Origin of the sequence: Streptomyces sp. NPDC001536 (genome assembly GCF_042894505.1) — a bacterium.
Taxonomy (GTDB): domain Bacteria; phylum Actinomycetota; class Actinomycetes; order Streptomycetales; family Streptomycetaceae; genus Streptomyces.
Map to the genome: position 1 here is coordinate 83992 of NZ_JBIAVQ010000010.1, position 21877 is coordinate 105868.

General features: G+C 71.3%; 20 protein-coding genes and 1 tRNA gene. 6 read left to right on the forward strand and 15 right to left on the reverse strand.

Annotation, left to right across the window (positions count from 1 at the left end; all coding sequences use genetic code 11):
* Positions 1-40: 40 nt before the first annotated feature.
* Positions 41-1345: a phytase gene (locus tag ACFY0U_RS26410; protein ID WP_388639781.1), complete on the reverse strand. Its 1305-nt coding sequence runs from the start codon at positions 1343-1345 to the stop codon at positions 41-43.
* A gap of 184 nt (positions 1346-1529) precedes the next feature.
* On the reverse strand, positions 1530-1985 hold the full coding sequence (locus ACFY0U_RS26415) for a hypothetical protein (RefSeq protein WP_388639783.1): 456 nt from the start codon (positions 1983-1985) through the stop codon (positions 1530-1532).
* Between the two features lie 144 nt (positions 1986-2129).
* Here ACFY0U_RS26415 and ACFY0U_RS26420 point away from each other — a divergent pair, with 144 nt between their 5' ends.
* Positions 2130-3293: a serine hydrolase domain-containing protein gene (locus ACFY0U_RS26420; protein WP_388639785.1), complete on the forward strand. Its 1164-nt coding sequence runs from the start codon at positions 2130-2132 to the stop codon at positions 3291-3293.
* Here the strand turns inward: ACFY0U_RS26420 and ACFY0U_RS26425 are convergent.
* Positions 3265-3903: a dihydrofolate reductase family protein gene (locus tag ACFY0U_RS26425; RefSeq protein ID WP_388639787.1), complete on the reverse strand. Its 639-nt coding sequence runs from the start codon at positions 3901-3903 to the stop codon at positions 3265-3267. The genes ACFY0U_RS26420 and ACFY0U_RS26425 overlap by 29 nt on opposite strands.
* Before the next feature lie 177 nt (positions 3904-4080).
* Between ACFY0U_RS26425 and ACFY0U_RS26430 the strand changes: the two genes are divergently transcribed.
* Positions 4081-4230 (forward strand): hypothetical protein, encoded by a 150-nt coding sequence (locus ACFY0U_RS26430; RefSeq protein ID WP_388639789.1) that lies wholly within the window; start codon positions 4081-4083, stop codon positions 4228-4230.
* Between the two features lie 429 nt (positions 4231-4659).
* A tRNA-Met gene (locus ACFY0U_RS26435) sits at positions 4660-4736 on the forward strand.
* Between the two features lie 37 nt (positions 4737-4773).
* Here ACFY0U_RS26435 and ACFY0U_RS26440 read toward each other — a convergent pair.
* The gene (locus ACFY0U_RS26440; RefSeq protein ID WP_388639791.1) at positions 4774-5712 is read right to left on the reverse strand and encodes an aminoglycoside phosphotransferase family protein; all 939 of its coding nucleotides are present in this window, start codon (positions 5710-5712) and stop codon (positions 4774-4776) included.
* 110 nt (positions 5713-5822) lie between these two features.
* Here ACFY0U_RS26440 and ACFY0U_RS26445 point away from each other — a divergent pair, with 110 nt between their 5' ends.
* Complete coding sequence (locus ACFY0U_RS26445; RefSeq protein WP_388639793.1) at positions 5823-6473, forward strand: SMI1/KNR4 family protein; 651 nt, start codon at positions 5823-5825, stop codon at positions 6471-6473.
* Here the strand turns inward: ACFY0U_RS26445 and infA are convergent.
* The 4 genes from infA to ACFY0U_RS26465 all read right to left on the reverse strand — a co-directional run bounded on the left by infA (position 6470) and on the right by ACFY0U_RS26465 (position 10825).
* Positions 6470-6694 carry a translation initiation factor IF-1 gene (gene infA, locus ACFY0U_RS26450; RefSeq protein WP_007386266.1) on the reverse strand — a complete coding sequence of 75 codons (225 nt, stop codon included), beginning with the start codon at positions 6692-6694 and terminating at the stop codon, positions 6470-6472. The genes ACFY0U_RS26445 and infA overlap by 4 nt on opposite strands.
* The gene (locus ACFY0U_RS26455; protein ID WP_388639795.1) at positions 6691-7482 is read right to left on the reverse strand and encodes a GNAT family N-acetyltransferase; all 792 of its coding nucleotides are present in this window, start codon (positions 7480-7482) and stop codon (positions 6691-6693) included. Before ACFY0U_RS26455 ends, infA begins: the two co-directional genes overlap by 4 nt.
* Before the next feature lie 305 nt (positions 7483-7787).
* Positions 7788-8846 carry a ScyD/ScyE family protein gene (locus tag ACFY0U_RS26460; RefSeq protein WP_388639797.1) on the reverse strand — a complete coding sequence of 353 codons (1059 nt, stop codon included), beginning with the start codon at positions 8844-8846 and terminating at the stop codon, positions 7788-7790.
* A gap of 437 nt (positions 8847-9283) precedes the next feature.
* Positions 9284-10825 (reverse strand): CHAD domain-containing protein, encoded by a 1542-nt coding sequence (locus tag ACFY0U_RS26465; RefSeq protein ID WP_388639799.1) that lies wholly within the window; start codon positions 10823-10825, stop codon positions 9284-9286.
* A gap of 179 nt (positions 10826-11004) precedes the next feature.
* On the opposite strand from ACFY0U_RS26465, the gene ACFY0U_RS26470 reads away from it, so the two are divergent.
* Positions 11005-12975 carry a potassium transporter Kup gene (locus ACFY0U_RS26470; RefSeq protein WP_388639801.1) on the forward strand — a complete coding sequence of 657 codons (1971 nt, stop codon included), beginning with the start codon at positions 11005-11007 and terminating at the stop codon, positions 12973-12975.
* Positions 12976-13142: 167 nt separating this feature from the next.
* Here ACFY0U_RS26470 and ACFY0U_RS26475 read toward each other — a convergent pair whose 3' ends face one another.
* On the reverse strand, positions 13143-14390 hold the full coding sequence (locus ACFY0U_RS26475; protein ID WP_388639803.1) for an acyltransferase family protein: 1248 nt from the start codon (positions 14388-14390) through the stop codon (positions 13143-13145).
* 221 nt (positions 14391-14611) lie between these two features.
* Here ACFY0U_RS26475 and ACFY0U_RS26480 point away from each other — a divergent pair, with 221 nt between their 5' ends.
* Positions 14612-15859 carry an AI-2E family transporter gene (locus ACFY0U_RS26480; protein WP_388639805.1) on the forward strand — a complete coding sequence of 416 codons (1248 nt, stop codon included), beginning with the start codon at positions 14612-14614 and terminating at the stop codon, positions 15857-15859.
* 103 nt (positions 15860-15962) lie between these two features.
* Here ACFY0U_RS26480 and ACFY0U_RS26485 read toward each other — a convergent pair whose 3' ends face one another.
* The 6 genes from ACFY0U_RS26485 to ACFY0U_RS26510 all read right to left on the reverse strand — a co-directional run bounded on the left by ACFY0U_RS26485 (position 15963) and on the right by ACFY0U_RS26510 (position 21627).
* Positions 15963-16685, reverse strand: a complete 723-nt coding sequence (locus tag ACFY0U_RS26485) for a dienelactone hydrolase family protein (protein ID WP_388639807.1) — start codon at positions 16683-16685, stop codon at positions 15963-15965.
* Positions 16686-17054: 369 nt separating this feature from the next.
* Positions 17055-18179: an alcohol dehydrogenase catalytic domain-containing protein gene (locus ACFY0U_RS26490; RefSeq protein WP_388639809.1), complete on the reverse strand. Its 1125-nt coding sequence runs from the start codon at positions 18177-18179 to the stop codon at positions 17055-17057.
* Between the two features lie 40 nt (positions 18180-18219).
* On the reverse strand, positions 18220-19227 hold the full coding sequence (locus ACFY0U_RS26495) for an ROK family protein (protein ID WP_388639811.1): 1008 nt from the start codon (positions 19225-19227) through the stop codon (positions 18220-18222).
* A complete protein-coding gene (locus ACFY0U_RS26500) occupies positions 19224-19910 on the reverse strand; it encodes an HAD-IA family hydrolase (RefSeq protein WP_388639813.1) in 687 nt (228 codons plus the stop codon). Before ACFY0U_RS26500 ends, ACFY0U_RS26495 begins: the two co-directional genes overlap by 4 nt.
* Positions 19907-20764: a TIGR03619 family F420-dependent LLM class oxidoreductase gene (locus ACFY0U_RS26505; protein ID WP_388639815.1), complete on the reverse strand. Its 858-nt coding sequence runs from the start codon at positions 20762-20764 to the stop codon at positions 19907-19909. Before ACFY0U_RS26505 ends, ACFY0U_RS26500 begins: the two co-directional genes overlap by 4 nt.
* Entirely contained in the window at positions 20761-21627 is an 867-nt protein-coding gene (locus ACFY0U_RS26510; RefSeq protein WP_388639817.1) for a VOC family protein, read from the reverse strand. The genes ACFY0U_RS26505 and ACFY0U_RS26510 overlap by 4 nt, the downstream gene beginning before the upstream one ends.
* Positions 21628-21877 lie beyond the last annotated feature (250 nt).

The window sequence follows — 21877 nt, forward strand, 5'->3', positions numbered from 1 at the left end:
CCCCCGCGGCCGCCGGGACCACGCCCGGCGGCCGCAGAGGTCACATGTCGGTCGCGTCCACGAGCTCACCGAGATCGACGAACTTGAAGCCGGTCGCCGTGCGCGTGCCGCCCTCGCCGTCCGGGACCGCGGGTGTCTCCTGGCCGTCCTGGACCACGAGCAGGCCGTGCGGATAGCGGTCGCCCAGCGGGGCGTTGAGGACGGCCGACCCGTCGCACTCCTGCACGCCGTCGAGGGTCGGCGAGGCCGCGGTGATCCGGAAGCCGCCCTCGTACTCGTTGCCCTCGCTCACCTCGCGGTCGTACAGGGCGAAGGTGTTGTCGCCCTGGCCGGAGGCGAGCAAGTAGCCGTCTCCGTCGGACTCTTGATAGAGCGTCAGGCCTTCGACGTCGGCCGAGAGGCGGGTGCCGCCGTACCCGGGGTCGGCGCCCGGCGTGCACTCCTCGCTCTCCTCGTCGTACGTCCCCGGCACGCCGTACTCCTTGACCTTGTCGACCAGGACCGGCTTGCCGGTGAGGTCCGCGCGCAGCCGCCAGATGCCCACGTCCTCCTGTCCGGCGTAGAGCGTGCCGGTGGCCGGGTCGACGACCATGCCCTCGACCTGCGGGAGTTCGCCGGGCTCCAGGCAGGGGGTCCAGGAGGTGCCGTTCGGGAGGCGGAAGGAGGACGGGAGGTCGAGGGTGCGGACCTTGCGGTAGCCCACCGTGCCGCCTGCGGCCGGGACGAGTTCGAGCAGGGCCAGGCGGGTGCGTTCACGCTGGCTGACCAGGGCGTACGAGCGTCCCGTGGTCGTGTCCTTCCAGGTGGCCAGGCCGTACGCGGTGCGCTGTTCGTTGATCTCGGTCTGGTCGGTGGAGAAGACGGGCGGGGCGGCCGGGTCGGTGATGTCGGTCAGGGGCCCGCCGGGGTGGGAGGGGGCGATGCGGTAGATCCGCAGCCGGTCGTTGCCGCGGTCGCTCACGACCGCCACGTCGGCCCGACCGGTCGAGGTGCGCAGGCCGGAGACGAGGTCGACGTTGTTGAAGCGGCCCGGGGCGTCGTCCTCGGCGGGCGGCTTCGGGGCCGCCAGCGACTGTACGAGGCGGGCGTTCAGGTCGTAGACCCGCAGGCCGCCCTCCTTGGCGGTGGCCACGACGAGGCTGCGTCCGGGGTGTGCGGGGTCGCGCCAGATCGCGGGGTCGTCGGCGTCGGAGTGGCCGCCGGCCTCGTCGTCGTAGAGGGCGGCGGTCTCGCTCGTGGCGGTCACCGTCGGCAGGTCCGCCGCGGTCACGGGGGACGCGGCGACGAGGGTGGCCAGCGCGGCGATGGCCGCCGCTCTTCGTGCGGTGCGGTGCGTCGAACTCACGGGCGCTTCCTAACCGTCGAGGGTGCCATGGACATGCAGATACTGCGGGCGGAAGCTTGCGCACAGAAGACCGTCAACTGTCCATCAGTCACAGGGAGTACGGCAGGTGGCCGGCTGAAGTTGGCCGGAAGGTCACCCGATGCGTCGGTGCGCGGGTGTCAGGGCGCGCATCCCAACGGGGCCCTCAGGGTTGGTGTATGTCCTCCACCGTCTGCTCCTCCTGCACCGTCAAGGTGCCGAACGCCGTCGCGCTCGCACCGCCCAGGAAGGCGACGGCCGCCGCCGCGCCGACGAGTGCGAGCGGCAAGCGCGGCCGGCGTCGCCGCGCGGGTTCCCGCGGAGCCGGTGCGGGGAACGGCCGTGCGCCCATGGCGAGTTCCCGGCGGGCGGCCACCCAGCGCCGGGTGTCCTCGGCGTCGAGGCCGCAGGCGGCGAGGAAGGCGACGAGAACGGCCTCACGGGGCAGGCGATCCCGACGGAGCATGCTCGCCGCCGTCGAGTACGGCAGCACCTCGCCCGCCGCGGCCGCCGCGCGCTCCAACTCCCGGTAGCTGAGGCCCGACCAGGCCTTGAGGCGGCGCAACTCGGCCATGAACGCGGCCTCTCCGTCGGCGGGGGTGGGCACGGGCGGCGGTGTCATACGGGTGTCCCTCCGATTGGGTGTGCGGCGCCGACCTGCGCGTACAGGAACTCGCACAAGCTCGCACAGCCCCTGTGTTGAAGGGGCCCGGGAGCGGCGGTCAGCCTCGGCCTCACAGCTGTCGTCGTTGTCTGGGAGGTATGTGTGGCTCGCTTCGGTTCCCTCGTGCTGTTGCTCGCTTTCACACTCGTCGGGTGCTCGGATGTCCACACCGTGGCCGGAACAGGGACCGGCGACGGGAAACGGGCGGCCGCCTCGGCGCGGGACCCGATCGACCCCGCCGTCGAACGCTTCCTCGATGAGGCACTCCCCGAGGGGCCCGGCATCACCGTGGCCGCCGCCCGAGGGGACAAGCTCGTGCACTGTGCGGGGCGCGGGCTGTCCGACCGTGCCGCGAAGACCCCCGCGACCTGCGACACCGTGTACGACGTCATGTCGATCACGAAGCAGTTCACCGCCGCGGCGATCCTGAAGCTGGAGATGCACGGCGAGCTCAAGGTCAGCGACCCGATCGGCACGCACCTGGGGCGCGTGCCCGACGACAAGAGGGCCATCACCCTGCACCAGCTCCTCACCCACACGTCGGGGCTGCCCCAGTCGCTCGGCGACGACTACGACCCGCTGACGCGCGCTCAGATGCTGGACCGGGCGATGCGGGCACCGCTCCGATCCGGTCCCGGCGAGGAGTTCCACTACTCGAACCTCGGCTACAGCCTGCTCGCCGCGGTCGTGGAGGAGGTCTCCGGGCAGAGTTACGAACGATTCCTCGCCCAGCACCTGTTCCGGCCCGCCGGGATGACCCGTACCGGCTATGTGCTGCCCGACTGGAAGCGCGCGCGGGTCGCCGTCGAGTACGACGAGCACGGACGCGCCCAGGGACGGCCGATGGACCACCCGTGGGCGCCCGACGGGCCGTACTGGAATCTGCGCGGCAACGGCGGGATCCTCTCCACCGCCCGCGACATGTTCCGCTGGCACCGCGTCCTCACCGGCGTAACCGTCCTGTCCGCCGCCGCGAGGCACAAGCTGTTCGCCCCGCATGTGCGGGTACCCGAGGTCGGCGGCGCCTACGGGTACGGCTGGGTCGTCGTCGACTCCGACGGTGATCGGTTCGCTTGGCACGACGGGGGCAACGACTGGTCGCTGGCGACCGTCGCGGAGTTCCGCCGCGACGAGGCGATGGTGTTCTGGGTGAGCAACCACGCCCATCGCAAGGGGAGGTGGAACCTGGAGGACGATCACGTGAAGCTGACCCAGGACATCGCTGTCGCCGGGCGTGTCAGCGGCGGACCAGGATCGCGTGGGTGACCGTCGGGGAGCCGACCAGCTCGGCCACCCGGTAGCCGTCGGTCCCCTCCCCCAGATTCTCGAAAAGTCGCTCCCCGCGTCCGATGAGCATCGGCGCGATCACCAGGTGGAGCTCGTCGATCAGCCCCGCGCGCAGATACTGCTGGATGACCGCCGCGCCGCCGCCGATCCGGACGTCCTTGCCGTCGGCGGCGTCGAACGCACGCTGGAGTACCGTCTCCACCGGCTCGTCGGTGAAGTGAAAGGCCGTCCCGCCGGCCATCTCCAGCGTCGGGCGCACATGGTGGGTGTGCACGAAGACGTCGTGGTGATAGGGCGGGTTGTCGCCCCACCAGCCCTTCCAGGACTCGTCCTGCCACGGCCCGCGCTGCGGCCCGAACATGTTCCGCCCCATGATCGTGGCGCCGATGTTCTGATCACCGCGGACGAAGTAGTCGACATCGGTTCCGGTCTTGCCCGCGGCGGCGTCCTCCGACGCGGCGACGAACCAGCTGTGCAGCTCGTCACCCCAGCCGACACCGTCCCCGAAGGGGGCGTCCAGCCGCTGGTTCGTGCCGGCCACGAAGCCGTCGAGGGAGATCGTCACGTTGTGTACCCGGACCTTGGGCATGGCCTTCACCTCTCGTGTTGATGGCCTTCTCTCACCCTTGCGTCGAACACAGCCTGCCTGGATCGACATCCGCCCGCACATTTTTCTCGGCCGGACCGTACCGCCGCCCCGCGGAGCGAGGCCGGGCCTTGCGGTCCGCGTACCTCGTCGTCGATCGGCGTGCCCATGGGGATGCTGATGACCTGCCTGATCGCGCTGGCCGGTGTGAACCTGGTGCTGGGTCCGGCCCGGCGGTGGCGGCGGTCGGTGGAGGCTCGGATCGTCAGGCAGGTGCGGGCATGGCCCGGGCTCGACGCCTACCACGCGGAGTTGCTGAGCGCCGCCTAGCCGTTGTGCTCGACCGCTCACCAACCCCAGCCACTGAGCCGCAACTCCTCCCGCGCGGCGGAAGTGGCCGTCCGCCTGATGCGCAGGGACGGCCTGCTGGACGGACAGAGCCTGAAACTGACGGGGACCGCGACTGAGCCGGCTCGCCCGGTCACACGGCCTCGGCGCGGCGGCTCCCGCCGTCCACGCCTTCTTCGTCCTACGGCACTCCGACCCCGCCGATCCCGCCGTCGTCCAGGGCTCCTTCATCCTGGCCTCGCTCGTCTTCGTAGCGGCTCTGATCGTCCTCACAGCCCAGGCCGGCAACACCTGGCACCCTCTCGAAAGCCCGCAGGTGCCCGTCGCGCTTCAAGGACTGACCCAGCCCGCGAGGATCTCGTAGGCCGTGTCCGCGCCCCGTTCCCGAATGGCATAGGGTGGGGGTACCGACGCGGGGTGGAGCAGCTCGGTAGCTCGCTGGGCTCATAACCCAGAGGTCGCAGGTTCAAATCCTGTCCCCGCTACCAAGGGTCCGGCCCCTTCCTCATCTGGAAGGGGCCGGAGTCATGTCCGGCCTTGCCCGTCAGCGAGGGCGTGATCAGCGGTGAGGCGGCGTAGCGCGGCTTGGGCGGGTGGGCCCCAGGTGGGCTTGCCGCCGGGGCGGCCGTGGACGCCGGCGTCCGCGATGTGGATGCAGGCGAGGGCGCGCAGGACTGCCCAGCCGCGGGCGCGGCGCAGGGTCGCGGTGTCCGGGGTCGGCCGATAGGTGTCGTGGAAGCGTTCGACGGCGCCGTCCGGCAGGAGTATCCAGGGGGCGGCTAGGTCACAGGCCGGGTCGCCGGCGAAGAGGTCGCCGAAGTCGATCACGCCGCAGAAGGTGCCGTCCGCGGTGAGAACGTTGGCCGGGTGCAGGTCGCCATGGAGCCACAGGGCCGGACCCGTCCAGTCGGGGGCTGCTGCGGCGTCCTCCCAGACCGCGCGGACGGCGTCCGGGTCAGCGATCAGGCCCAGCTCGGTGGCCGAGGCGAACATCCTGGCGAACCCCTCGGCGTGGTCGGCCAGCGGCCCGCCGCGGTCACGGCCGGCGGGCGCCCCGGTGGGCGCGGGCCGGTGAAGAGCCGTCAGGAAGGCGGCCAGGGTGTCGGCCGCCTCCGCGGCGCGTGTGGCGGGGGCTCGGTCGGCGGGCTCGCCCCGCACCCAGGTGGTGACGATCCAGGGCCGCGGAAACCGCTCGGAGGGCTCACCGAGGCGCTGTGGGACGGGGATCGGCAGCGGGAGGCGCGGGGCGAGGGCGGGCAGCCAGGTGTGCTCCTTGCGCAGCAGTTCGTCCGCGGACCGCGTCGCCCAGGGCAGCCGGACGGCGAGGTCGTCGCCGAGGCGCCACAGCTGGTTGTCCCAGCCTCGCGCGCCGAGTTTCAGCGGGTGACCGGCCAGGTCGGGGTGCTGGTCGCGCAGCAGGTCCCGGATCAGCTCCGCCGTGATCTCGATCTCGCTATGAGTCATGCGAAGCAACCGTAGCCGGACGGAGATCCGCCCTTCGGTCGCAGGTGTGCGGAGCTGTCCCGAGCGGGCGGGTCAGTACAGTGGCGCCGGACGAGAGAAGAGATCCTGCGATGGGCTCCCGTATATCGCGCATCCGATCCAAGCTGGCCAGGGTTCCGTACCAGGCGCGGCGCAGCCACTCGGCGGGTGCCGAGCGTCATGGGTTTCGCGTCGGCCCGCGCCTCCGTTCCGCGCAGGCCGACGTCTTCGAGAGCGAACACCACATCGAACTGCCGTCGGCGTACCGGAAGTTCCTTGTGGAGCTCGGCGGCAGCGGTGCCGGGCCCTTCTACGGTCTGCTCCCACTGGAGGAGTGCAGGCTGTACACGATGGACCGGCAGCCGCCGGACGGCACGGCGCGCGGGTTCCACCACGTGGACCACCCGGAGGCGATGGGAGGAGACCTGTTCCTCCACGTCATCGAGATGGGCGGCACCGACCTGTGCCTCATCGGTGTGACAGGTCCCCTCACCGGCCGCATGCTCATCGGCAACGCGGACGGCTTCTGGCCTCCGAACGTCTCCTCCGCGCCCGACTTCCTTTCCTGGTACGAGCGTTGGCTGGACCACATGCGGGACGGCAAGGACAACGACGCTCTCGGACTCACCTCCCCGGCGACCGTGGCAAGCGCCCCCTGGGGCCCTCGGGCCGGGGCCTGGTCACGGAAACGGCGTGACCAGGCCCCGGGGTCAGGTGCCTCGGAAGGTGCCGACCGCCGCTAGTTCCGGTACCGGAACACGATCCGGCCGCGCGTCAGGTCGTACGGCGGAAGCTCCACCAGCACCCGGTCCTCCAGCATGATCTTGATGTAGTTCTTGCGGATCTTCCCGCTGATGTGCGCGAGCACCTGGTGACCGTTCTCGAGCTCCACGGTGAACATGGCGCTGCGCAGGCACTCGACGACCTTGCCCTCGACTTCGATGACGTTCTTGTTCCTCGTCATCGGACCAGCTCCAGGTTGCTGCTCATCGGCCGGGCGCCGATGCCCTCGAACAGTGCCGAGGCCGCTCGGTTGGACTCGTGGACCTCGGTCCACGCCTCGGTGTACCCGGAGTCGTGCAACCTCCCCAGCGCGTGGGCCAGGAGCGCCCGCGCGATGCCGCGGCGCTGCTCGCCGGACCTGACCGCGACCAGCCCGATACGCGGCCGGACGACCGTGACCACCCGGAACAGACCCAGGTAGCGGTCCGGTGCCGCGGCCACCGCGTACTTCGACGGGTCGACGATGGTGTCGCCCGCGGGGCGGGGGATCACCTCCGCGGGCATCGACTGCCACCCGACGGTCGCCTCGACTTCGTCACGGATCGCGCGGTCCACCGCTCGCAGCAGGCCCTCGTCCGCCTCACCGGCGGGCACGATCGTCACGCCCGGAGGCGGCAGCACCGCGTCGAGTCCTGTGAGCCGTGGATCGGTCGGTACGGCGTACTCCCACTCGCGGCGCCGGATGGTGAAACCGGCCCGCCGCCAGCCGGCCGTCAGCTCGACGTCGGCTTCGTCGACCACCGTGTACAGCGGCGCGGGCAGTTGGGCCGGCATCACCTCGGCGAGCCGGTCGAAGGCGGCGGTGTGCCAGGCGTCGATGCTGACGAACAGGCGGCCGTCCGGCCGGTGTTGGGCATGCCCGCGGCCGACCACCAGGTCGTCGTCGAGTGCGTGCCATTGCCTGTCCGCGACGCGCGTGATCGTCACCGCGTGGTCGCTCAGGCCAGAGGTGAATGGCTTTGTGTTCATCGGAGTCTCCCTCCAGGAGTGCCTCGATCTCAGGCGCTCCTGGCGACACCGAACGTCAGCCGCCGGACCGTGACGGGTTGAGGGAGCACCCACGGGTAACTGTGTTCACGGGGCTCACCTCCCTACGACGACTTCACGGTCCGCCGTGAAAGTAACAGCGGGCTGCGGTCTCGCTCAAAGCCTTTTCCAGGCCGGGACGCGTGAACGGCCCCGTCGGCGCTGATCGCACCGGCGGGGCCGTCGTCACAGGTGTACGCACGTCAGGGGGCGAGGGAGCACGCCGTACCGGCGCGACGTGGACGATGTCAGTAGGTCAGGCTCAGCAACTCGCCGTCGGTGCCACGGGCGTTGTTGACGACCAGGATCTGGCCGTAGCGGTTGACGTCGAGTCCGGTGCCCATGATCAGCCTGTCGCCGGTCGGGATCTCGGTGACCGCCTTGGTGACGGGGTCGATCTTCAGGACCTTGCTCGGCTGCGGCGGGTCCTCGAGGTAGCCCGGGGTGTACGTCAGAGCGATCAGGTCGCCGTTCGGAGCGACGGCCAGGTCCACCACGTTGGTCAGGCCGGTGACCCACAGCTCGGGACCGTTGGCGCCGACCTTGTAGATCCGCGACTGGCCCGCGTAGACGCCCAGGCCCGCGACGTATGTCGTGCCGTCGGCGCCACGGGCGATGCCGGTGGGCACCCCGTCGCGGTCGTTCTCGTTCGTCGGCAGCACGAACTCGGTGGAGGTGGTGCCACCGGTCGTGCTCAGCACGGTGTTGGCACCCGCGTCGGTGGTCAGGTAGGTGCCGCCGCTGCGCAGGACCTTCCACGGGTTGGCGTACGCCTCGCGGCCATCGGGGTTCAGCCGCGTCTCGTGGTCGACGTAGTCCGCGACGACGGACCCGTCACGCGTCCGCATCAGCGTGCCCAGCGTCTTGGCGTCCGGGCCGAGCGCGGCGCGGCCGTCGTTGTTGAAACCGCCCGAGTTCAGAACGAGATAGCCGCCCTTGGGGTCGGGCAGGACACTGGCCGGGCCGAGGGCCTGGACGGGGGTCCCGGGCGCGGCGCCCGGCCCGAAGGAGGCCAGACCGGTGACGACCCGGCCCTGCCAGGAACCCTTGACCTTGTAGATCGAACCGGTCTTGCCCAGGCACACCTGACCGACGGCGCAGCCCGGCAGACCCTCGCCCGACTCCGCCACCAGCAGGCTGCCGTCCGCCAGCGCGGTCACGTCACGGGGGTTCTTCAGCCCGGAAGCGACCACCTTGACCGTCGTCTCGGCAACGGCGTCGGTCCCGGTCGCAGCGCCGGCAGGCCCAGCGGTGGCCAGGGGCGCGGCAACGACACAGGCCGACGCCGCGAGTATCCATCTGGACATGCCCCTGCGTGAATTCGACATTCTCCATCGCTCCTTGTCCCTTGCGCGCTCCGCAGCATTCAGGAAAGCGGATGACAAAACGCGGTGCCACACTAAGCGGGTTCGGAGCGGATGACCGCGCTTGTCGAATGCGTCTGCCGCCCATCTCTAGCAGCCTTCCAGGAAGTCTCAACTCCGGTAGCCACAAAGGTCATTGCAGAGATCTTCCTGCATCACGGAAAAGGTCGGACCGTAATGGCGACCAGGGGAAATCAATGCGGATCCTGGAATTCACCATTCGACTGTCGCTGCGTCCTGCAGATCGGGCCGCCTGAATACGTTGCCCAGTCACGCGAGCTGTTGCTGGGTGACGTGGTCAACTGGGCCCAGGGCAGGGCCGGACGGCCCGTCTGCCCGGCATTCAGGTTGAGAACTTGCGAAGGGGCTCGAAGGGCGTCTCAGCGGGCGAGCGCCTTGCGCAGGTCGCTGCGTGACGCTTCGGCCCATACGGCCGGCAGTTCCCGTTCGCGGCGGTCGGCCGCGGCCTGTTCCTGTCCGTACAACAGGCCCCAGACGAAGCCGGTTTCGCCGGCCGCGTGGGCCGCCGGCGCCAGCTTCCGCAGGGCCTCGCGGGCCACGACGCTGTCCTGGTGGTCGCCGAGGACCTTCTGGACGGCCTTGACGCGCTTGCCGAGACGCTTGGCGGGCTTGCCCAGCGCGTCACGCGCCGGCTCCGTGGCATACCGGGTCCGTTTGGCCGCCTTGCGCGCCTCGTGGAGGGCCGTGTCGCGTTCTGTGCCCGGCGAGAGGTCCAGCGCGTGGGTGACGCGGTCGGACAGCCGGCCGTACTCCTTCAGCACAGCCTTGGCCGTGACCTTCTCCGGCTTCCGGGAGGCCTGGGCGCGTAGCGGGGGCCGCCGCGTCAGCGTTTCCAGGGAGTCCAGAAGCGCGAGGTAGCGCGGTGAGGCGAGGGCGTCGAGGGTCCGTCGGCGGGTCTCGGAGCGGTTGTGGGCTTCCCAGATCTGCAGCCGTGCCGCAACGGGCCCGAAGAGCAACTCCTGAGGCACCGCCCCGATCCTCGAACTCAGCCGCTCCAGCAGGACCTCCTGGTCGCGTTCCGCGCCCAGCTCGCCGCCCAGCCACTTCAGCTCCTCGCGGATCGGATCGGTGGCCTTGCGGTCCAGGACCGACCGGTAGGAGCGCAGGACACTGCGCAGCCGACGGGCGGCGACGCGCATCTTGTGCACGGAGTCGGGCACGTCACGCCGTACCGCGGGGTCCAGCCTCACCAGGGCGCCGATCTGTTCCGCCACATAGCCGAGGACCGTTTCGCCGGCGGATCCGCGGGCCACGGTCTCTGCGGCGTGCTCGTCCGGCAGACGGGGTGCTCCCACCGCCGTCTCCTCCAGCGCCCGGGCCAGCTTGGACGGGGACTCGGCCCGGTCCACGCCGCTCTTGCGCAGCGTCTTGTCCACGACGTCCAAAAGCGCCGGGTCGGTGTCCGGGGCGAGCTCGACCTCCATCTCGGTCCAGGAGGCCCGGGTGCCGGTGGCAAGCAGCGCCTCGGCACGGACCGCGTCGATGCTCAGCTCGGCGAGGACGCCGCCCTGCGCGTCGACGAGGTGACGCACCCCACGGGTGGAGCGGATCCGGACGACCGGCCTGAGATCAGCCCCTCGGGTACGGGAAAGCGCCAGGTCACGCAGCGTGTACGGAAGGGTGTCGGTGAGTGGGGCCCGTACCTCCTCCCGGCTGTCGCCCGACAGCGGCAGCTTGAGATGCCAGCCCTCGTCCGTCCCGCCCGTCCTTCTGCGCAGCGTGACCGAGGCGCCGGCCAGACGCAGGTCGTCGGTGTCGTAGTACACGGCGTCCAAATCCGCGGCGCCCTGCTCCACGACGGACACGATCCCGCCCACACCGGCGAGGTCGGGCAGCCAGCCGGTGTCGTCGGCCGACGGGGCTTCGTACTTTCGCTCTGTTTCCAGCTGGGACACGGTCATCTAGTACGCGTACACGTCTGGGCGCCGAACAAACACCGTTGGTCCTCCCATCTCAGGGACGCGAGAAGAAGTCGCCGAGACTGGGTGGTGCCCCTGCCGACGGTTGGACCATGGGGTGGGTATCGTCCGCTCCGACGCCCCGGGCCCGCAGATCAGCGGCTCGTACGAGGAGGAGCACCATGGCCGATCAGCGGCAGGGAACCGAGTCGGATGACGGAGCCGCATCGCGGGCCGAGGAGGCACGTCGGGCCGGGACACGCGACACGGTGCGCCTGGCCGTGGTCATCGGTGCGCTCGGTGTGGTCTTCGGCGACATCGGCACCAGCCCGATCTACACCCTCCAGACGGTGTTCAACCCCGACGACCCGCACCCCGTCCCGGTCAGCACGGACAACGTGTACGGGGTGGTGTCGCTGGTGTTCTGGTCGGTGATGATCATCGTCACGGTCACCTACATCCTGCTGGCGATGCGCGCCGACAACGACGGCGAGGGCGGCATCATGGCGCTCATCACCCTGTTGCGGCGGTGGAGCTCGCAGCGGGGTCGCAAGGCCGCCGCCGTCCTGGCCGCGCTCGGCATCTTCGGGGCCTCGCTCTTCTTCGGCGACAGCATGATCACTCCGGCGATCTCGGTACTGTCCGCGGTCGAAGGGCTCAAGGTCGTCGAGCCGTCGCTGGAGGACGCGGTCGTACCCATCACCGCGGTGATCATCGTGATCCTCTTCCTGGTGCAGCGCAGGGGGACCGCGGCGGTGGGGCGGGTGTTCGGGCCGATCATGATCGTCTGGTTCCTGGCCATCGGCACGTGCGGGGTCGTAGGCATCACCGACCATCCGGGCATCCTGAAGGCGCTGTCCCCGACGTACGCGCTGGGCTTCCTGTTCGGCCATTGGGGCACCGCCTTCTTCGCCCTGGCCGCGATCGTGCTCGCCGTGACGGGCGCCGAGGCGCTCTACGCCGACATGGGCCACTTCGGCCGCCGGGCGATCACCCGCGGCTGGCTGTTCCTCGTCCTGCCCGCCTGTGTCCTGAGCTACATGGGGCAGGGCGCGCTGATCCTCGACGATCCGGAGAACATCAGCAGCCCGTTCTTCCTGCTCGTGCCCGACTGGGGGCGCTGGCCGATGGTCCTGCTCGCGACGGCGGCGACCGTGATCGCCTCCCAGGCGGTGATCACCGGCGCGTACTCGGTCGCCTCGCAGGCCGCCCAGCTCGGGTACCTGCCGCGACTGCGCATCGCGCACACCTCCGAGTCGACGATCGGCCAGATCTACGTCCCCTGGATCAACTGGCTGCTGATGGTCTCGGTCCTCACCCTGGTCTTCGCCTTCCGCTCCTCCGCGGAGCTGGCCTACGCCTTCGGCATGGCGGTCACCGGCACCATCACCATCACGACCCTGCTGTTCTTCTACGTCGCCCACGCCAAGTGGGCCACGCCCACCTGGCTGCTGGCCATCGGCGGCGGCCTGCTCCTGTTCGTGGACCTGCTGTTCGTGGCGGCCAACATGACCAAGCTGGTGCACGGCGCGTGGCTGCCGCTGCTCATCGGCCTCACGGCCTTCACCGTCATGACGACCTGGCAGCGCGGCCGCGAGATCGTCACCGAACAACGGGCGCGCGCCGAAGGGTCGTTGCCCGAGTTCGTCGACGACCTGCGCAGCGGCGAGGCCGTCACGCGTCAGGTCCCCGGTACGGCCGTCTTTCTCAACCGGGGCAAGGAGACCGCGCCGCTGGCCATGCGGGCCAACGTCGAGCACAACCATGTGCGGCACGAGCAGGTCGTGATCCTCTCCATCAAGACCGAGCCCGTGCCCCGGGTGCCCGCCGAGCGGCGGATCGTCGTGGACGACCTCGGCTACGCCGACGACGGCATCGTCCATGTCACCGCCCGCTTCGGCTACATGGAGACTCCAGACGTACCCGGCACCCTGGCCATGCTCGACCCGGCCGACACGGAAGGGCCGTTGCAGCTCGACCAGGCGTCCTACTTCCTGTCCAAGATCGAGCTCCGGCGCGGGACGGCACCGACGATGGCGCCCTGGCGCAAGCGGCTGTTCATCGCTACCTCCTACATCACGGCCGACGCCGCGGAGTACTTCAGCCTGCCCCGCGACCGCACGGTCATCATGGGCTCGCACATCGAGGTGTAGGCGACCTGTTCGGCGGCGTCGACGGTCAGTTCCACCGGGGTGGGGCGGTCGGCCGCCGCGGCCGCCGCGCACCTCGACGGGTCGACGATGGCGTCACCTTCGGGGCGGGGGAGCACCTCCGTGGGCACGGTGAGCCTGGCAGCAGGCGTTGCCCTTGAAGACGCTGGTCACGGCGCGGGGGAACGTTCCGCGGTGACCGTCGGCTCCAGTGGACGCACGCGGAGCCGGTCACGTCTCAGCAGGGGGCGTTCGACGAGGACGTACGACGCGTAGGCCACCACCACCGTCGCCGCGAGGCCTGCCGGGAGCAGCCGGTCGCCGTGCACGCCGAGGTCGGAGAGCAGCCTGATGACGGGGTAGTGCCACAGGTACATCCCATAGCTGAGGTTGCGTCCGACCCAGGCCGGCGCGGACGTCGACAGCAGACGGGAGGGCCATGACCGCGGGCAGAGGTCGAGCGCGGCCACCACGATGGCCGACACGACGGCGGTGGCCAGGAACCCGACCGTGTACCAGAGAGGATTCCAGCCGCTCGCTCCGGTGATCGGGATCTGCCAGGCGATCAGCCCCAGCAGCGCGAGCGCGGGGCAGCAGAGCCGTCCCGCCCAGCGCCGCAGCAGCGCCAGTCGGGGGTCGTCGGCGCGCAGTCGGGCCAGGACGAGGGCCGGCAGCGCCCCCAGGAGGAGCTGGTCGGCGCGCGTGTCGGGGCCGTTGTAGATGCGGTGCGCCGCCGTGGGGTCCCAGAGCACCGTCCGCCAGAGCACCGGCAGGACGCACAGCACCGCGACCCAGACCAGCACGGCCCGTGCCGTCATGTGTCGCAGCAGGACGAGCAGCAGGAGCGGCCAGGCCAGATAGAACTGCTCCTCCACCCCCAGGGACCAGGTGTGGGCGAGTGACGTGGTGAGGTCCGAGTACGGCCCGGGCTCCCCCGCCCGTACGAGATTGACCACCGAGAGCGCGGCCAGCGCCGCCGTCACCCACGCGCCGTCGAACAGCGGCAGCGGAAACGCCACGGACAGCACGGTGGTGACCGCGCACATCGCCAGCATGGCGGGGCCCAGCCGGCGCCACCGCCGCCGGTAGAACGCCCCGAGCCCGATGCGACCGGTGCGGGCGTACTCCGCGACCAGCAGCCGGGTGATGACGAAGCCGCTGAGCGTGAAGAAGACGTCGACGCCCACCGACCCGCCGGGCACCAGGTCCGCATCCACGTGATAGACGATCACCAGCACCACGGCGACCGTCCGCAGTCCGTCAAGCCCCGCCACCCGCCCACCACGCAGCGCGGACGGGAAGCCCCGCCCGGTGCGTCTGCGCGGTCGCGCCGCCGGCGGGGCGGGCGGAGGTGCCGCTCGTACACCCGGGCTCAGCTGCGGGGCCTCGTCCACCGTGCTCGATTGGGGGGTGCTCATAACGGGCGCGTCTGCCCCGGCGCGGCGAGGTCACACAATTTCTCATCCTCCCCTCATGGTCGGCGCCGCTTTCCGGTCGTCGGGGCAGGGGCATGATCGGCCGGTCCACGGCGAGCGCGCGGCCATGCCCAACTACCGTTCCTGAACGGGTACTTCGCCCAGATCGCAGGAACGGCCGGGGCGGCGTCCGGTCGCAAGACGGCGTGGGCGAGACTTGCCCGGTGGCACGCACAGACGAGACCGCTCAGGGCTCCCCGAACGCACCCGCATCCGACCCGGCACCGAGCCCCCAGCCTCCGCCCGGGCAAGCCCCTGGACCGGCCGCGCGCATGCCGCGCTGGCTGCCGCGCGCCATGGTGCTCGCACTCGCCCTCGTCGCCGTGTTCCAACTGGCCGACTGGGCCTTTCACCAACTCCTCGGCCTGCTGATCAACATCCTGATCGCGTTCTTCCTCGCCCTCGCGATCGAGCCCGCGGTGAGCCGAATGGCCGCACGGGGAATCCGCAGAGGACTGGCCGCCTTCCTGGTCTTTCTCGGCATCGTGGTCGTGAGCGCCGGTTTCGTCACGCTCCTCGGCTCCATGCTCGCCGAGCAGGTCGTCAAGATCGTCGAGGACTTCCCGGCCTATCTCGACTCCGTCATCAACTGGATCAACACACACTTCAACACCGAGCTGAGGCGCGTCGACGTGCAGGAGGGGCTGCTGCGCTCCGACTGGCTGCGCAACTACGTGCAGAACGGCGCCACCGGCGTCCTGGACGTCTCCGCCCAGGTCCTCGGCGGGCTCTTCCGCCTGCTGACGATCACCCTGTTCGCGTTCTACTTCGCCGCCGACGGCCCCCGGCTGCGCCGCGCGCTCTGCTCCGTCCTGCCGCCCGCCAAGCAGGCCGAGGTGCTGCGCGCCTGGGAGATCGCCGTCGACAAGACCGGCGGGTACATCTACTCACGCGGACTGATGGCGCTCGTCTCAGGCATAGCGCACTACATCCTGCTCCAGGTGCTGGGCGTTCCCTACGCGCCGGTGCTCGCCGTGTGGGTGGGCCTGGTCTCGCAGTTCATCCCCACCATCGGCACCTACCTCGCGGGCGCCCTGCCGATGCTCATAGCCTTCACGGTCGACCCCTGGTACGCGCTGTGGGTGCTCATCTTCGTCGTGATCTACCAGCAGTTCGAGAACTACCTCCTCCAGCCCAAGCTGACCGCCAGGACCGTCGACATCCACCCGGCGATCGCCTTCGGTTCCGTCATCGCGGGCACAGCCCTCCTCGGCGCCGCCGGAGCCCTGATCTCCATCCCCGCGGTCGCCACCCTCCAGGCGTTCCTGGGGGCGTATGTGAAGCGCTACGACGTCACGGACGACCCCCGGGTCGAAGGCCACCGGAACAAGGGCACCGGCCCGAGCGCCGGGAAGTGGGCGCGGCAGAGGACCGGGGAGCCTTCGTCCACCGTCGGCAGCGCGCGTCCGTGATCGCCGTCGGTGGCCACCGCCATCGAGGAGGCTGAGGCCTGCCCTCGACGGCGGCGCCCAGACCGGGACCGCTACCGTCCGCGGCCGGCCCAACGGCCCTGCCTCACTTCAGATGCCGACCGAAGAACCGGATCGCGTCCTCCCCCGCGAACCAGGGAGTGCCGGTGTGTCCGCCCATGTTGGCGAGCAGCGTCTTCTCCTTGGTGCCGAAGGCGTCGAACAGGTCCAGGGCGCGCTGCCGGGGGTTTCCTTCGTCGTCCCACTGGAGCAGGACCAGCACCGGACTGGTGACCTGCGGGGCCTCCTCGCGCTGGGCGCGGGGCACGAAACCCCCGGCGAAGAAACCGGCGGCGGCGATGCGCGGTTCGACCACCGCCAGCCGGATGCCGAGGGCCATCCACCCCGAGTAGCCGACCGGGCCGCCGATCTCGGGCAGTGCCAGAAGGGCGTCCAGAGTCGTCCGCCATTCCGGGACCGCGTTCTCGACCAGCGGGCCGACGACGGACTCGAAGATCTCGTCGACCGGCTCGCCGGCCTGCATCGCCCGGCGAAGTTCGGTGCGGGCCTGCTCGTCGGCGGCGGATCGGGGCCGGTCACCGCACCCGACGGCGTCGATGGTGGCGACCGCGTAACCGTGCGCCGCGGTGTACCGGCCCCGGGCCACCAGCCGGGCCAGGCTCTTGGGCAGGCCGTTGTTGTGGGCCATCAGGATCAGCGGGACCGGCGCGGCGGACTCAGGCGTCCACAGGGTGCCAGGGATCTCACCGAGGGTGAATTCGCGTTCGAGGACGCCGTCGTCGAGGCGCTGCTCGGAGGTGAATCGCATGGTCGTGCCTTTCGGGAATGCGCTGGAACGGCGCTCCCGGACGACCTATCGCCCGACCGCGACCCCGGAGGGGAGCACCCATGTCGATACTGCGTTCACGGGTACCACCTCCTCGCCTCCGGCACGGCCTCCGCGAAACTAGCAGCGCCCGTCGCGGTGCACCAACGGGATTCGCGGAGGCTCCGCGGTCAAGGCCGGCTCACCTGGTCAGGATGGCGCCGCTCTCAACTCCTGCCAGTTGCCCGGCAATCCACCGCCTGATCGTCACTTCGCCCACTCCCATCGCGGGGAAGCCACCCCCGTACAGATCGATGCGGTGGGGTGTGCCTCTTGTTGCACCTCCGTCCGACGGCCCGCGTGTTCAGGTCTCTAGGGCAGGCGGTCCCCGTGGTGCGCGGAGCCGTTCCCGAGGTCGATGACGAGGCGCATGACCAGTTCGTCGTCGACGACCCGGGTGCGGTCGCCGATGATCACGTTGAGGTGGCGGACGCCGGGCTCCAGGGTCAGGACGTGGGTGAGGAGCGGGTCGGCGGTGTTGTCGGTGCGCAGGGCTTCGGCGGCGGCGAGGAGTTGGGGGTTGGTGACGCCGCGGTTGCCGCTGAGGGTGAGGCTCAGGCCGGGGCGGGTGAAGGTGGTGGTGGCCGGGGGCCAGGGGCCGCCGGTGTTGGCGCGGCGGACGCCGTCGAGGTCGACGCCGGGCAGCAGGGGGGTGGTGGCGCGGGGCGCGACACCGCCGAGGGGGTGGATGGCGACCAGGCGTTCGCCGAGGGCGGTGACGGCGGCTTCGACGGCGGGGACGGTTCCGCCGCGATGCGTCGTGACGAGGAGCGCGGCGGTGCCGGTGACATGCCGGTCGAGCGGCTCGGTGTCGAGGACGCTCACCGCGTGAGGGACGTGGCTCTGGGTCCATTTGAGGCCGGTCTCGGTGCGGTGGACCACGACGACACGGACCGTGGGGAACAGGAAGCGGGGTGCGAGAAGGGCGGCGAGATTGCCGGTCAGGCCGTCGCCGTGGACGACGAGGGTGTCGGGGGCCGAGGTGGCCAGGCAGGCGAGGGCGTAGCGGATGACGGCGAACGGTTCGACGAGGGTGGCGCGGGCGGCGGGGAGGTCCTCGGGGATGCGGGAGACGAGACCGCCGCGGACGGCCGAGGCGCCGATGAGGACGCGTTGCTGGAAGAGGCCCGGCACGTTGTGGCCGAGGAGGAAGGACGGGTCGCCGGGGTGGGTGGGGTTGACGAGCACCCGGTCGCCGGGAGCGAAGCCGTCGGCACCGGGTCCGGCCGCGACGACCCGGGCCGCGCCCTCGTGACCGACGACCGGTGAGGGGTCGTCGCGGTCGCGGCGCAGGATCTGGATGTCGGTGCCGCACAGGCTCACGTGCTCGGGTGCGAGCAGGAGTTCGCCCTCGCCGGGGTCCGGGGTGGGGACCTCTTCGATGCGGCAGGTGGTGCCGTGGCGGACGATCGCGCGGTGGGTGGCCGTGGCCGGCATGGGGTCCTTCCGGAAGGGTGGCGGTTGAAGGGGGCTGGTCTCAGTGTTTGGTGACGGTCAGTGAGCCGTGGGAGAGGGCGACGGCGCCCGCCATCGGATCCACCTCGCCGGGGCGGCACAGCCGCAGACCGTCGTCGGGCCGCCCGGTGTCGCGGTCGGCATAGCTGCGTACCTCGCTGACCTGGCGGACCAGTTCGGCGCGGTAGGCCTCTCCAAGGCCTTCCGCGTAACCGCCGCCGATGCCTATGAGGTCGACACGGGGGTCCAGGCAGCGCACGGTGCGCACGATCTCGGCGACGGGTTCCACGACGGTGGTGAGCAGGCGGCGGGCGGCGGGGTCCCCCGTCCGTAGCCGGGCGGGGAGGGTGTCGCGGATGTCCTCGGGGCCTTCGATACCGAGCGCAGCCGCGACGTGCGGCAGGGCGGGTCCGGCGGCCAGGGCGGCGACGTGGCCGGTGCCGCCGCAGGGGCAGGTCAGGGCGCGGACCGCGGCGGGTGCGGTGGAGACGGCCGGGAGGTGGCCGACCTCGCCCTGCATGCCGTGCGCGTCGACCGGGACGGAGCGTTCGGTGAGGTCGGCGGTCCGCAGGGCGATACCGCTGCTCACCGTGACGTACACGACGCGGCGGTGCCCGGGGCAGGTGAACTGCTCGACGAAGCTCGCGAGACCGGCGGTGACGTCGTTGAACAGGTGCCAGCTGACGTCCGGGCGGCGCGCGTCGAGCAGGGCGCGGAGCGGGACGGGCCGGTCCGGGCCACCGCCCCACAGCGGGCCCGAGCCGTGCAACACGCCCTGCTCCTCGTCCATGGCGGCCCCGCAGGACATCGCCACCCGCGCATGCGCCGGCACGGCGTCGGCCAGGGTTTCGATCAACTGCTCCAGGAGCGCCGCCGGGTCCTCGCCGGGCCGGTTGAGGATGCTCGGGGCGGGGAGCCGTACGGTCTCACCGGACTCGGTCCGGATCCGCAGCCAGGTTCCTCCGAGGTCGACGGCGACCTCCGTGCGTACCTGGTCGTCGCGGTCCTGTGCGACGGCCCGCGTGCTCACAGCCGTATCCCTTCCGCCGGTTCGGCATGGGCGCGGGGCTGCCGGATCTCCAGGCGGATACGGCCGTTGCTCACGTGGGCGGTGACGGCCGTCAGGTCGTCGACGCGGTACGCGGCCGGTGCGGTGCCGGGGGCGGCGACGGCGACGGGGGTGCCGCCGGAGCGGTGGGCGGCGAGGAGTCCGGGGGCGGAGTCCTCGAAGAGGAGGCAGTCGGCGATGTCCACGTCGAGGAGACGGGCGGCGGCACGGAAGCCCTCGGGGTCGGGTTTGCCGGCCCGGACGTCGTCGGCGCAGACGGCGACGGCGGGCAGGGGCAGTCCGGCGGCGGTGAGCCGGCGTTCGGTCATGGTGCGGGAAGCGGAGGTGACGACGGCCCAGGTGCGCTCGGGCAGGGAGCTGAGCAGCCGTCGGGCGCCCGGGATCTCGGTGACGGTGTCGGCGGTGGCCTCCTCGCGTTCGCGGATCCAGGCGACTTCGGCGCCGACGTCGGAAAGGCCGGCTGCGGGGAGGAGCCCGGCGACGATGTCGTGGGCGGTGCGGCCGGGCAGCACGGCGAGCACGGTGGCGGGGTCGAGACGGTGGCGGGCGGCGAACTCGCGCCAGACGCGGTCGATGGACTCGGCGGAGTCGACCAGCGTGCCGTCCATGTCGAAGAGCAGGGCGCGGGCCGTCACGGCGGTCATCCGATCTCCAGGGTGTGTGCGGCGAGCCGGACCAGTTCGAGGTCTTCCTTCCAGTGGCTGCGCAGACGCTGGTCGCCGGGGTCGGTGTCGAGGACCACGTGGTCGGCGCCGAGGTCGCGGAGGAAGGCGATGTCGGCACGGATCTGGTCGGGTGTGCCGTAGCCGAGCGGCCGGGAGGCCGGGTCGGCGGGGGTGGTGGTGGGCAGGAAGAAGATCCTGGGGGCGAACTGCTTGCCGTCCGCGAGGACTTCGGCGGCCCGGGCGCACAACTGCCGGCTGGGGTGGAGCGGATGCCAGGCGGTACCGACGCGGTTGACGCGTTCCACGGCGCGCGGTCCGTTGCCGCCGATCCACAGCGGCGGATGCGGGTCCTGGACGGGCCGCGGCGCGGTGTGCACCCGGTGGCCGCGATGGGTGACGGTGTCGGAGGTCCATGCCTCGACCAGGACGTCCAGCGTCTGGTCGGTGAGGGCACCGCGCCTGCGGAAGTCCACGCCCAGGACGTCGAAGGCGCGCGGGGCCCAGCCGACGCCGACACCGACGACGAGGCGGCCGCCGCTGAGTCCGTCGATGGTGGCGGTGGCCCGGGCGAGCGCGATCGGGTGGCGGTGGGAGGCGATGAGGACTCCCGCGCCCAGACGGACCCGCTCGGTCTGCCCGGCCAGCCAGGAGAGGGTGGCGAGGCTCTCGTGGAACGGGGCGGGTGAGCGCCGGTGGGCGTCGTCGGTGAGGGCGAGGTGGTCGGAGACCAGGACGGTGTCGAAGCCCAGCTGTTCGGCCTCGCGGGTCCAGGCGAGCATGCCCTCAGGGGTCATCTGGGGGCCGAAGTTGGGCAGGTTGATGCCGAATTTCACGTGGTCACCGGGCCCGGCAGGGTGAGCCCGAACGGGGTGTGGCGCGCGGTGCGGGCGGGCTGGGGCGTGGCGTGGAGTTCGAGCAGGTTGCCGCCGAGGCGGTCCAGGGGGCGCGGCGGTTGCCGGTCGGGGACGCCGTGCTCGAAGAGTTCGAGGTTGAGGGCGTCGTCCACGACGACCATGGCCATCGCCGAGATGCCCTCGACGTCGAGGTCGAACTGGCGGCGCATGAAGGCCCGGTCCGCGGCGATCTCGGTGCGCAGGACGACCCGTGCCCGGTGGTGGGTGACGAGGTGGTCAATGGTGGCGTCCAGGCTCTGGACGCTGTAGCCGGTGTGGTCGAGGCCGAGCAGGGTGGGCAGGGGCGCGTCGTCGGCCGGCCGCTGGTCGTGGTGGAGCCGCTCGGCGGTGGTGTCCGCGTATCCGGGGGTGTCGGGCCACTGCTGGAGCTCGAAGAGGGTGCCCCAGGGGGAGCGGAAGTAGATCCAGCGGTTCCCGCGGATCGGGCCCTCGGGGATGGTGATGATGTCGCCCAGGACGTCGACTCCGGGGAGCTGTTCCAGGTGGGCGACGGCCGCCTCGATGTCGCCGACACGCAGGCAGAGGTGGTTGGTGCCGATGTCGACCAGGCGGGGCGGGGTGTCGGTGGTGCCGTCGGGCGTGGTGGGTACGAGGCGTACCTCGATGCCGGGTGAGAACGCGACGACGCCGGACGCGCCGTCCCGGTCCACGGCCGAGGGCCCGGCCAGTTCCGCGAGGAAGGCGGTGGCCTCCTCGACGTCGGGCACCGCCACCGTGATCCGGTGGGCCGGCGGGCGGGTGCCGGGGGCGAGGGGCAAGGAGGTGTCCGGAGCCGTGCTCATGCGGGGTTCCTTCGGGGTGCGGGGTCGCATCGACGACCCGGGTGGGGTGCGGGGCGGGTGGCTGGCGTCGGGTGGGGGCCGGCGGCCGGGCACAACAACGGCTCAGCTGCGGCGGGTACCGGACCGGGCCGACAGCCAGGTACGCATACCGGCCGGTGGCCCGGTTCGGGGTCGGGCCAAGGCCGGGAATGAGACCGGGCCCGAGGCCGGGACCGGGCCTGAGACCGAGACCGGGCCTGAGACCGAGACG